The organism is Streptomyces sp. NPDC047841, assembly GCF_040704085.1.
Classification (GTDB): Bacteria; Actinomycetota; Actinomycetes; order Streptomycetales; family Streptomycetaceae; genus Streptomyces; species Streptomyces argyrophylli.
In genome coordinates, this window is the sequence record NZ_JBEYRP010000008.1 from 337,632 (window position 1) to 349,358 (window position 11,727).

Consider the following 11,727-nt stretch of genomic DNA (forward strand, 5'->3'; position numbering starts at 1 on the left):
CTCTAGGGGATCGATGACTGAGTATGGCCGGGGCCAAGGCTCCGAACCGTGGCATCCGGAGGACCCGTTGTACGGGGACGGCGGATGGGGACGGCAGGCCCAGGCGGGCCCGCGGTCTCCCTACGGCGGCCAGCCGCAGCACCATCCGCAGGCGCCGCAGCACGGCGACTGGAGCCAGGAACAGCAGCAGCACGGCGACTGGAGTCAGGAGCACCAGCCCGGGTACGACGACCGGCAGCACCAGTACCACGACGGACCGGGCGCCGAGTACGACCAGCGCTTCGCCCACCAGACCCAGCAGCCGTTCCACCAGGGCGGCTGGGACGCGACCGGCACCCACGGCCACGTGCCCTACGCCGCCGACCCCGGCGACCCGTACGGCCAGCAGCCCGTGGCCTACGGCGCGGAGCAGCCCGACTTCTACCCGACCGAGGACGCCTACCCGCCGCCGGAGCCGCCCGGCCGCCGGCAGCCCGAGCCGGAGCCCGAGCCGGAGGCGGCCGGCGAGGAGGAGCACGCCTTCTTCGCGGGAGGCGGCGACGAGGACGGCGAGGAGGAGCACGAGCTCCAGAGCCGGCGTGAGCGGCGCGGCAAGAAGCCCGTCAAGAGCAGGAAGCGGCGCACCGGCTGTGCCTGCATGGTGGTCGTCCTGGTGTTCGGCGGCGGCCTCGGCGGCGTCGGGTACTTCGGCTACAAGTTCTACCAAAATCGTTTCGGCACGGCTCCGGACTACGCGGGTAACGGCAACGGCGAGCAGGTCACGGTCGAGATCCCCAAGGGCGCGGGCGGCTGGGAGATCGGCCAGAAGCTGAAGGATGCGGGCGTCGTCGAGAGCGCGGCCGCGTTCGTCTCCGCACTCCAGGCCAACCCTGACGGCAAGTCCCTCCAGGACGGTGTGTACACCCTCCAGAAGGAGATGTCCGCCGCCAGTGCGGTGGAACTGATGCTGAGTCCGAAGAGCCGCAGCAACCTGATCATCGCCGAGGGCCTTCGCAACACGGCGGTGTACGCCCTGATCGACAAGCGCCTCGGCGTGTCGGCGGGCACCACGGCGCGCGTCGCGAAGAAGGAGTACAAGCACCTCGGGCTGCCGGCCTGGGCGACGGACCACCCGAATCTCAAGGACCCGCTGGAAGGGTTCCTCTACCCGTCCAGCTACGCCGTCGCCAAGGGGCAGAAGCCCGAAGCCGTCCTGAGGAAGATGGTCGCCCAGGCGTCCGCCGAGTACCGGAGACTGGGCCTGGAGAAGAAGGCCCAGGTGCTCGGCCTGGACAGCCCCTGGCAGGTGCTCACCGTCGCGAGCCTGGTGCAGGCCGAGGGCACCAGCCACGACGACTTCCGCAAGATGGCGGAGGTCGTCTACAACCGCCTCAAGCTGGACAACCCGCAGACGTACGGGCGGCTGGAGTTCGACTCCACGTACAACTACGTGAAGAACCAGAGCAAGATCGACCTGAGCGTCGCCGAGCTGCGCCGGTACAACAGCCCCTACAACACTTACTTCACCAAGGGACTGCCGCCCGGCCCCATCGACAACCCCGGCGAGGAAGCGCTCAAGGGCTCGCTCAACCCGACCCACGACGGCTGGTACTACTTCATCTCCATGGACGGCAAGACCAGCAAGTTCACGAAGACGCTCGCGGAGCACGAGGAGCTGGTCAACCAGTGGAACGAGGCGAGGAAGAAGAACTGACGGCGGGCGCGACGGGCACCGGCGGACCGTCGCCCGGCCCCAGGACGCGAGGACGGTAGGATCGGCCCAGGGCTTCGGTGGACGGTCGGCAGGCGACGGGGACCGGACGCCCGGAGCGTCCACCGGATCGAAGCTCAAGGACAGGTGCCCATGGCGTCAGGGGTAGTCGGTGGCCGCCGTGCCGCCGTGCTCGGTTCGCCGATCGCCCATTCCCTCTCCCCGGTGCTGCACCGGGCCGCGTACGAGGCGGCCGGCCTCACCGGCTGGTCGTACGAGCGCTTCGACGTGGACGAGGCCGCCCTGCCCGGCTTCCTGGACGGGCTCGGTCCGGAGTGGGCGGGGCTGTCGCTGACGATGCCGCTGAAACGGGCGGTCATCCCGCTGGTGGACGAGATCAGCGAAACGGCCGCCTCGGTCGACGCGGTCAACACGCTCGTCCTCACCGAGGACGGCCGCCGGCTCGGCGACAACACCGACATCCCCGGCATGGTGGCCGCCCTGCGCGAGCACGGCATCGAACAGGTCGACTCCGCCGCCGTCCTCGGCGCCGGCGCCACCGCCTCCTCCGCGCTCGCCGCACTGGCCCGGATCTGCACCGGCGAGGTCGTCGCCTACGTCCGCAGCGAGGCCCGCGCCGCCGAGATGCGGCAGTGGGGCGAACGGCTCGACGTGGACGTCCGCACGGCGGACTGGGCCGACGCGGCCGAGGCCCTGCGCGCCCCGCTGGTCATCGCCACCACGCCCGTCGGCACGACGGACGCCCTCGCCGCCGCCGTACCCGAACGCCCCGCCACCCTCTTCGACGTGCTCTACGACCCCTGGCCCACCGAGCTCGCGGCTCGCTGGTCCATGTTCGGCGGTGCCGTGGTCGGCGGCCTCGACCTGCTGGTCCACCAGGCCGTGCTCCAGTTCGAGCAGATGACCGGGCACACCCCGGGCCCCCTGGCGGCCATGCGGCACGCCGGCGAGCAGGCGCTCGCGGCCCGCTGACGCGCCGCACCCGTCCGCCTGCTGGACCGGCGGCCGGTCCGCGCCCCGGGACGTGGGAGGATCGGAGGTGGCGTACCGGGGTCGCGCACCCGGCGGCGCCGTCGCCGTACACGAGGACGCGTGTACGGCGGGCAGTACCGGGCGCGAGCACTGAGGAGCACCGTTGAGCAGGCTGCGTTGGCTGACCGCGGGGGAGTCCCACGGTCCCGCACTTGTCGCGACGCTGGAGGGTCTTCCCGCCGGCGTGCCGATCACCACGGAGATGGTGGCGGACCACCTGGCGCGGCGGCGGCTCGGCTATGGCCGCGGTGCGCGGATGAAGTTCGAGCGCGACGAGGTCACGTTCCTCGGCGGGGTCCGGCACGGGCTGACCCTGGGCTCCCCGGTGGCGATCATGGTGGGCAACACCGAGTGGCCCAAGTGGGAGCAGGTCATGGCGGCCGACCCGGTCGACCCCGAGGTGCTGGCGGGCCTGGCCCGCAACGCGCCGCTGACCCGCCCCCGCCCCGGCCACGCCGACCTGGCGGGCATGCAGAAGTACGGCTTCGACGAGGCCCGCCCGATCCTGGAGCGCGCCTCGGCCCGCGAGACGGCGGCCCGGGTGGCGCTGGGCGCGGTCGCCCGGTCGTACCTGAAGGAGACGGCCGGCGTCGAGATCGTCTCCCACGTCGTCGAACTCTGCTCCGTCAAGGCCCCGCGGGGCGTCTACCCCACCCCGGCCGATGTCGACAAGCTCGACGCCGACCCGGTGCGCTGCCTCGACGCGGACGCCTCCAAGGCGATGGTCGCGGAGATCGACCAGGCCCACAAGGACGGCGACACCCTGGGCGGCGTGGTCGAGGTGCTGGCCTACGGCGTCCCGGTCGGCCTCGGCTCGCACGTGCACTGGGACCGCAAGCTGGACGCCCGCCTCGCCGGCGCGCTCATGGGCATCCAGGCGATCAAGGGCGTCGAGATCGGCGACGGCTTCGAACTGGCCCGCGTGCCCGGCTCCCAGGCCCACGACGAGATCGTGGGCACGCCGGAGGGCATCCGGCGCGTCTCCGGCCGGTCGGGCGGCACCGAGGGCGGCCTCAGCACCGGTGAGCTGCTGCGGGTGCGCGCGGCGATGAAGCCCATCGCCACCGTGCCGCGCGCCCTCAGGACGGTGGACGTCACCACCGGCGAGCCCGCCCAGGCCCACCACCAGCGCTCCGACGTCTCCGCCGTCCCGGCGGCCGGCATCGTCGCCGAGGCCATGGTGGCGCTCGTCCTCGCGGACGCGGTCGCCGAGAAGTTCGGCGGTGACTCCGTCCCGGAGACCCGCCGCAACGTCCGGTCGTACCTCGACAACCTGGCGATCCGGTGAGCGGCACGCCGCTGGTCGTCCTGGTCGGGCCGATGGGCGTGGGCAAGTCCACCGTCGGCCTGCTGCTCGCCGAGCGCCTCGGCGTCGGCTACCGGGACACCGACGAGGACATCGTGGCGGCCGGGGGCCGCACCATCGCCGAGATCTTCGTGGACGAGGGCGAGGCCGCCTTCCGCGCCCTGGAGAAGGCCGCCGTGCGGGCCGCGCTCGCCGAGCACCGGGGCGTCGTCGCACTGGGCGGCGGGGCGGTCCTGGACGCGGACACGCGCGCGCTGCTGGCCGGACAGCGGGTGCTGTACCTCTCGATGGAGGTCGAGGAGGCCGTCAAACGCACCGGTCTGAACGTGGCCCGCCCGCTGCTCGCGGTCAACCCGCGCAAGCAGTGGCGGGAGCTGATGGAGGCGCGCCGGCACCTGTACGAGGAGGTCGCCACCGCCGTCGTCGCGACGGACGGCCGCACTCCGGAAGAGGTCGCGCAGGCGGCGCTGGACGCACTGGAGTTGAAGCAGGTATGAGCGAGGCAGTCACCCGGATCCAGGTCGCCGGCACCGCTGGCACCGACCCCTACGAGGTGCTGGTGGGCCGGCAGCTCCTGGGCGAGCTGCCCGGGCTGATCGGGGCACGGGCCAAGCGGGTCGCCGTGATCCACCCGGAGGCGCTGGCGGAGACCGGGGAGGCGCTGCGCGCCGACCTGGCCGACCAGGGCTACGAGGCCGTGGCGATCCAGGTGCCCAACGCGGAGGAGGCCAAGACCGCCGAGGTCGCCGCCTACTGCTGGAAGGCGCTGGGCCAGAGCGGTTTCACCCGCACCGACGTCGTCGTCGGTGTCGGCGGCGGCGCCACCACCGACCTGGCCGGGTTCGTCGCCGCGACCTGGCTGCGCGGGGTGCGCTGGATCGCCGTCCCCACGACCGTGCTGGCCATGGTCGACGCGGCGGTCGGCGGCAAGACCGGCATCAACACCGCCGAGGGCAAGAACCTGGTCGGCGCCTTCCACCCGCCGGCCGGTGTGCTGTGCGACCTGGCTGCGCTGGACTCCCTGCCGGTGCACGACTACGTCTCCGGCCTCGCCGAGATCATCAAGGCGGGGTTCATCGCCGACCCGGTGATCCTGGACCTGATCGAGGCGGACCCGCAGGCCGCCCGTACCCCGGGGGGCCCGCACACGTCCGAGCTGATCGAGCGGTCGATCCGGGTGAAGGCCGATGTCGTCTCCTCGGACCTGAAGGAGTCGGGCCGGCGGGAGATCCTGAACTACGGTCACACGCTGGGCCACGCCATCGAGAAGAACGAGCGGTACAAGTGGCGGCACGGGGCCGCGGTCGCGGTCGGCATGCACTTCGCCGCCGAACTGGGCCGCCTCGCGGGCCGCTTGGACGACGCGACGGCCGACCGCCACCGCAGCGTCCTCGAATCGGTCGGCCTGCCGCTGCACTACCGCTACGACCAGTGGCCCAAGCTGCTGGAGGCGATGAAGGTCGACAAGAAGTCCCGTGGCGACCTGCTGCGCTTCATCGTCCTGGACGGCCTGGCCAGGCCGACCGTCCTGGAGGGCCCGGACCCGGCCGTCCTGCTCGCCGCCTACGGCGAAGTCGGCCAGTAGGCCCCCGGACCGCTCGCCGCGTCCGACTTCCTTCGCCCGCGGGGCACTTCTGACCGTCCCCGGCCGTTTCACCAAACGACGGCCGGGGACGGTACCGTTCGGTGGCGAGCGGGGCCACGCCCCCGCTGCCAGCGCCAGTTGTGTGTACGAGACGGAGTGGCAACGGATGCAGCACGCAGTGGGGTCTCCGCTGCCGCCGCCCCACCAGCCGGGGCAGGGACCGCACGCCGGCTGGGCGCCGGCGGCACACCACCCGGGTCCGCACCCGGGGGTCTCGGGGCCCGCCCCGGTTCCCCCTCCGCCGGGCTTCCCGGCTCCGCCCGGACCGGTCCCGCCGGCCCCGCAGCAGCCCCCGGTCCCCTCCGGCCAGGTGCCGCCGCCCCCGCCCCCGCAGCACACCGCCGGCCCGCAGATCCCCGACAGCACGGGACACGTCCCGCTGCCACCCGGCGGTCCGGTCGGCGCCCCCGCGGCCCCGCCCGCCGCGGCCACGGCACCGGACCCGACGGCGACCACCCTCGCCGTCCTCCTCATCGGCCCGGCCGGCGCGGGCAAGACCAGCGTCGCCAAGTACTGGGCGGACCACCGCCGGGTCCCCACGGCCCACATCAGCCTGGACGACGTCCGCGAATGGGTGCGCTCCGGCTTCGCCGACCCGCAGTCCGGCTGGAACGACAACTCGGAGGCCCAGTACCGCCTGGCCCGTCGCACCTGCGGCTTCGCCGCGCGCAACTTCCTGGCCAACGGCATCTCCTGCATCCTGGACGACGCCGTCTTCCCGGACCGCCCGGTCGTCGGCCTCGGCGGGTGGAAGCGGCACGTGGGTCCCGGCCTGCTCCCGGTGGTCCTGCTCCCGGGTCTCGACGTCGTTCTGGAGCGCAACGCCGAGCGCACTGGTAATCGCCGCCTGACGGACGAGGAGGTGGCCCGTATCCACGGGCGCATGGCGGGCTGGTACGGGTCGGGTCTGCCGATCATCGACAATTCCCAGCTGGACGTCCCGGGCACGGCCCGCGTGCTGGACGAGGTCCTGGCGAGGGCGATAGCGAGCCCGCCGAACTGGTGAGCGGGGGCCTCCGGCCAGGCCGGTGACTTCCTGGCCGACGGCATCTCCTGCGTCCGCTCCCGGGGCTCGACGTCGTTCTGGAGCGCGACGCCGAGCGCACCGGCAATCGCCGCCTGACGGACGAGGAGGTGGCCCGTATCCACGGGCGCATGGCGGGCTGGTACGGGTCGGGTCTGCCGGTCGTCGATCATTACGCGCGGGCGCCCCGGCACTCCACCCCACCCCGCCCCACCTGCCCCGCGACCCCACTCGGCCCTCGCCGATCGGCACAATCCGGACAAACCTCCTACGCTCATCTCATGTCAGAGGTGTACGCGAACCGCCGATCCCGGCTGAGGGAACACTTCAACGCGGCCGGCACCGCGGCAGCGCTCGTCACCCGCCCGGCCAATGTCCGCTACCTCGCCGCCGCGGCCCCGCGCGGCGCCGTGCTGCTGATCGGCAGGGGCGAGGACGTCCTGGTGTGCGCCGGTCCGCCCGGCGACCGCCCCCACGAAGGCCAGCCGGACGAGAACCTGCGCCTGCACGTCCTCCCGGCGCCCGACGGCGACGCCGCCGTCACCGCGGCCGGCTTCGCCGCCGAGCAGGGCGCCGACTCCCTGGCGGTCGAGGAACACCACCTCACCGTCACCCGGCACCGGGCCATCGCCTCCGTCGCCCCGGGGCTGCGCCTCATCGACCTCGGCGGGGCCGTGGAGCAGCTCAGGGTCGTCAAGGACGAGGAGGAGATCTCCTGCCTGCGCATCGGCGCCGAGATCGCCGACCAGGCCCTCGGCGAGCTGCTGGAGTCCATCCTGGTCGGCCGCACCGAACGGCACCTCGCGCTGGAGCTGGAGCGGCGCCTGGTCGACCACGGCGCCGACGGCCCGGCCTTCCCCACGTCCGTGGCGACCGGACCGCACGCCGGGCGCCGCGGCCACCGCCCCACCGACCGGCGGGTGGAGGAGGGCGACTTCCTCTCCGTCTGCCTCGGCGCCACCTACCGCGGCTACCGCTGCGAGATCGGCCGCACCTTCGTCATCGGCACCTCACCCGCCGACTGGCAGATCGAGCTGTACGACCTGGTCTTCGCCGCCCAGCGGGCCGGACGCGAGTTCCTGGCACCCGGCGCCGCCTACCGTGACGTGGACCGCGCCGCACGCCAGGTACTGGACTCCGCGGGCTATGCGGAGGCCCTCCCACCGCTGACCGGACACGGTGTCGGACTCGAAATCGACGAGGACCCGCAGTTGGCCCCCGCGGCCATGGGTAAACTGGACGCTTGCGTGCCGGTCACCGTCGAACCGGGGGTCCACCTCCCGGGCCGGGGCGGCGTCCGGATCGATGACACGCTCGTCGTGCGCCCCGAGGCGGACGGCGGACCCGAGCTACTCACCATCACGACCAAGGAGCTGCTCGCGCTGTAGGAGTGCGTGCCCCGGGGTCGTCCACGTCAGTCCAGGAGATTCCGCAACCGTGGCTTCCACGAACGACCTCAAGAACGGCCTGGTGCTCAAGCTCGAAGGCGGCCAGCTCTGGTCCGTCGTCGAGTTCCAGCACGTCAAGCCCGGCAAGGGCCCCGCCTTCGTGCGCACCAAGCTCAAGAACGTGCTCTCCGGCAAGGTCGTCGACAAGACCTTCAACGCCGGTGTCAAGGTCGAGACGGCCACTGTCGACAAGCGCGACATGCAGTTCTCGTACATGGACGGCGAGTACTTCGTCTTCATGGACATGGAGACCTACGACCAGCTGATGGTCGACCGCAAGGCCGTCGGCGACGCCGCCAACTTCCTCATCGAGGGCTTCACGGCCACCGTCGCGCAGCACGAGGGCGAGGTGCTCTTCGTCGAGCTGCCGGCCGCCGTCGAGCTGACCGTCCAGGAGACCGAGCCGGGCGTCCAGGGCGACCGCTCCACCGGTGGCACCAAGCCCGCCACCCTGGAGACCGGCCACCAGATCCAGGTCCCGCTCTTCATCACCACCGGTGAGAAGATCAAGGTCGACACCCGCACCAGCGACTACCTCGGCCGGGTGAACAGCTAACCGTGGCTGCCCGCAATACGGCCCGCAAGCGTGCCTTCCAGATCCTCTTCGAGGGCGACCAGCGCGGCGCCGACGTCCTGACCGTCCTCGCGGACTGGATCCGGCTCTCCCGGTCCGACACCCGGCAGCCGCCGGTCAGCGAGTACACGATGCAGCTGGTCGAGGGCTACGCGGAGCACGCGAAGCGGATCGACGAGCTGATCGCCCAGTACGCGGTGGGCTGGACGCTCGACCGGATGCCGGTCGTGGACCGCAACATCCTGCGGCTGGGCGCGTACGAGCTGATCTGGGTCGACGAGACCCCGGACGCCGTCGTCCTGGACGAGATGGTGCAGCTGGCGAAGGAGTTCTCGACCGACGAGTCGCCGTCGTTCGTCAACGGCCTGCTGGGCCGCCTGAAGGAACTCAAGCCGTCCCTGCGCCGGGACGAGGCGTAACCGCCCGACAGCCAACGCCGGAGGGCCCGTGGCGCATCTGTGCCGCGGGCCCTCCGGCGTTCGCCGTACCGACGCCGAAAAGCCGCCGGGGCGGCCGGAACCGTAGCGTTCCGGCCACCCCGGCGGCACGTTTCTGCTGAGGCGGGTGAGGGCTACGCCTCTTCGTGCGTCGCCACCGCGCGGCGGGCGTCCGCGTCCAGGACGCCCCAGCTGATCAGCTGCTCGGTGAGGACCGAAGGGGACTGGTCGTAGATGACGGCGAGTGTGCGCAGGTCGTCCTGGCGGATGGAGAGCACCTTGCCGTTGTAGTCGCCGCGCTGGGACTGGATCGTCGCCGCGTAGCGCTGCAGGGGGCCCGCCTTCTCGGCCGGCACGGTGGCCAGCCGCTCCAGGTCCAGGACCAGCTTCGGCGGCGGCTCGGCGGCGCCGCCCGGAGTGGTGCCCGGCAGCAGCTCCTGTACCGGGACGCCATAGAAATCGGCCAGCTCGGCCAGGCGCTGCACGGTCACGGCACGGTCGCCGCGCTCGTAGGAACCGACCACCACGGCCTTCCAGCGACCCTGGGACTTCTCCTCGACACCGTGGAGGGAAAGGCCCTGCTGGGTGCGGATGGCCCGGAGCTTGGCCCCGAGCTGTTTGGCGTATTCGCTGGACATATAGCTCCCCGGACACTGTGTCGACGCGGCCGGCTGCTTTCCCGCCGCGCGGCTGGTAACTCACTGTGAGGTTACGCAGCGTGACTCTGATGCGTCAAGCCGAATGGTCCACACCGACTCTTCCGTGGTAGTGACGACCGATTAGGCCAAGCGGGTGACAGGGGGCGGTCGGGGCCGCCCAGGTGACCTGCTACGGTGGATGGCGCAATTCCGACGTCCTTTAAGGTCCGTCCCGTGAGGCGGAGAAGGAGGTCCGTTTCGTATGGACAAGCACGCCACGCCCACGCCCGCGTCCGATGCACGGCCCGTTCTCGAGGGCCCCGACATCGCCCGGGTGCTCACCCGTATCGCCCACGAGATCGTCGAGCGCGCCAAGGGCGCCGACGACGTGGTGCTCCTCGGCATTCCGACCCGGGGCGTCTTCCTCGCCCAGCGGCTCGCCGCCAAGCTGGAGCAGATCACCGACCGCGCGGTCCCGGTCGGCTCGCTCGACATCACCATGTACCGCGACGACCTGCGCATGCACCCGCCGCGCGCGCTGGCCCGCACCGAGATCCCGGGCGACGGCATCGACGGCCGGCTCGTCGTCCTCGTCGACGACGTGCTCTTCTCCGGGCGCACCATCCGCGCCGCCCTCGACGCCCTGAACGACATCGGGCGCCCGCGCGCGGTGCAGCTCGCGGTCCTGGTCGACCGCGGCCACCGCGAACTGCCCATCCGCGCCGACTACGTCGGCAAGAACCTCCCCACGTCGCTGCGGGAGACGGTCAAGGTCCAGCTCGCCGAGGAGGACGGTCGCGACACCGTGCTGCTCGGTGCGAAGCCGGCCGCTCAGTAGCAAGTCAGGCGCACGGCCGCCGCGGCGTGCCGTGAACACGCGCCCGCCTGCCCGAAATCTCCCGAATGAACTGCCTTACGGAGCCTGACAGATGCAGCGTCATCTCATCTCGGCCGCCGACCTCACCCGCGACGACGCCGTCCTGATCCTCGACACCGCCGAGGAGATGGCCCGGGTGGCGGACCGGCCGATCAAGAAGCTGCCGACCCTGCGCGGCCGGACGATCGTCAACCTCTTCTTCGAGGACTCCACGCGCACGCGCATCTCCTTCGAGGCCGCCGAGAAGCGCCTGTCCGCGGACGTCATCAACTTCTCCGCCAAGGGGTCCTCGGTGTCCAAGGGCGAGTCCCTGAAGGACACCGCGCAGACCCTGGAGGCCATGGGCGTCGACGCCGTGGTCATCCGGCACGGCGCCTCCGGCGCCCCGTACCGCCTGGCCAACTCCGGCTGGATCGACGCGGCCGTCATCAACGCCGGCGACGGCACCCACCAGCACCCCACCCAGGCCCTGCTGGACGCCTTCACCATGCGCCGCCGGCTCATCGGCCGCGACGCCGGGCTCGGCCAGGACCTGTCCGGCAAGCGGATCACCGTCGTCGGCGATGTCCTGCACAGCCGGGTCGCCCGCTCCAACGTCGACCTGCTGCACACGCTCGGCGCCGAGGTGACCCTGGTCGCCCCGCCCACCCTGGTGCCGGTCGGCGTCGACTCCTGGCCGTGCGCGGTCTCCTACGACCTCGACAGCACGCTGCCCAAGTCCGACGCCGTGATGATGCTCCGCGTCCAGCGCGAGCGCATGAACGCCGCCTTCTTCCCGACCGAGCGCGAGTACTCGCGGCGCTACGGCCTCGACGGCGACCGCATGGCCCGGCTGCCCGAGCACGCCATCGTCATGCACCCCGGCCCGATGGTGCGCGGCATGGAGATCACCGCCGAGGTCGCCGACTCCGGCCGCTGCACCGCCGTCGAGCAGGTCGCCAACGGCGTGTCCATCCGGATGGCCGTCCTGTACCTGCTGCTCGGCGGGAACGAGCCTGCCGTCACCCACTCCCGTACCGAGGAGAAGTAAGACAC

At 72.1% G+C, this 11,727-nt stretch carries 12 protein-coding genes; 11 read left to right on the plus strand and 1 reads right to left on the minus strand.

What is annotated here, in order from left to right:
* Window positions 1–13: 13 nt before the first annotated feature.
* The 9 genes from mltG to nusB all read left to right on the plus strand — a co-directional run bounded on the left by mltG (window position 14) and on the right by nusB (window position 9,159).
* Window positions 14–1,693, plus strand: a complete 1,680-nt coding sequence (mltG, locus tag AB0947_RS15760; RefSeq protein WP_366750893.1) for an endolytic transglycosylase MltG — start codon at window positions 14–16, stop codon at window positions 1,691–1,693.
* A gap of 150 nt (window positions 1,694–1,843) precedes the next feature.
* Window positions 1,844–2,683, plus strand: coding sequence for a shikimate dehydrogenase (locus tag AB0947_RS15765; RefSeq protein WP_366750894.1), 840 nt, complete (start codon window positions 1,844–1,846; stop codon window positions 2,681–2,683).
* A 163-nt stretch (window positions 2,684–2,846) separates the two neighbouring features.
* Entirely contained in the window at window positions 2,847–4,031 is a 1,185-nt protein-coding gene (gene aroC / locus AB0947_RS15770; RefSeq protein ID WP_366750895.1) for a chorismate synthase, read from the plus strand.
* 32 nt (window positions 4,032–4,063) lie between these two features.
* Window positions 4,064–4,546, plus strand: coding sequence for a shikimate kinase (locus AB0947_RS15775; protein ID WP_366750929.1), 483 nt, complete (start codon window positions 4,064–4,066; stop codon window positions 4,544–4,546).
* Window positions 4,543–5,634, plus strand: a complete 1,092-nt coding sequence (gene aroB, locus AB0947_RS15780; protein ID WP_366750896.1) for a 3-dehydroquinate synthase — start codon at window positions 4,543–4,545, stop codon at window positions 5,632–5,634. The genes AB0947_RS15775 and aroB overlap by 4 nt, the downstream gene beginning before the upstream one ends.
* A gap of 166 nt (window positions 5,635–5,800) precedes the next feature.
* Entirely contained in the window at window positions 5,801–6,700 is a 900-nt protein-coding gene (locus AB0947_RS15785; RefSeq protein ID WP_366750897.1) for a Pro-rich N-terminal domain-containing protein, read from the plus strand.
* Window positions 6,701–6,999: 299 nt separating this feature from the next.
* Entirely contained in the window at window positions 7,000–8,106 is a 1,107-nt protein-coding gene (locus AB0947_RS15790) for an aminopeptidase P family protein (RefSeq protein WP_366750898.1), read from the plus strand.
* Window positions 8,107–8,155: 49 nt separating this feature from the next.
* Entirely contained in the window at window positions 8,156–8,722 is a 567-nt protein-coding gene (gene efp / locus AB0947_RS15795; RefSeq protein ID WP_009187601.1) for an elongation factor P, read from the plus strand.
* Between the two features lie 2 nt (window positions 8,723–8,724).
* A complete protein-coding gene (nusB, locus tag AB0947_RS15800; RefSeq protein WP_014671525.1) occupies window positions 8,725–9,159 on the plus strand; it encodes a transcription antitermination factor NusB in 435 nt (144 codons plus the stop codon).
* 152 nt (window positions 9,160–9,311) lie between these two features.
* On the opposite strand, the gene bldD is transcribed toward nusB, so the two are convergent.
* A complete protein-coding gene (bldD, locus tag AB0947_RS15805) occupies window positions 9,312–9,815 on the minus strand; it encodes a transcriptional regulator BldD (protein ID WP_014671524.1) in 504 nt (167 codons plus the stop codon).
* A 262-nt stretch (window positions 9,816–10,077) separates the two neighbouring features.
* On the opposite strand from bldD, the gene pyrR reads away from it, so the two are divergent.
* The gene (pyrR, locus tag AB0947_RS15810; protein ID WP_366750899.1) at window positions 10,078–10,653 is read left to right on the plus strand and encodes a bifunctional pyr operon transcriptional regulator/uracil phosphoribosyltransferase PyrR; all 576 of its coding nucleotides are present in this window, start codon (window positions 10,078–10,080) and stop codon (window positions 10,651–10,653) included.
* A 91-nt stretch (window positions 10,654–10,744) separates the two neighbouring features.
* Window positions 10,745–11,722, plus strand: coding sequence for an aspartate carbamoyltransferase catalytic subunit (locus AB0947_RS15815; protein ID WP_171158167.1), 978 nt, complete (start codon window positions 10,745–10,747; stop codon window positions 11,720–11,722).
* Window positions 11,723–11,727: the final 5 nt, after the last annotated feature.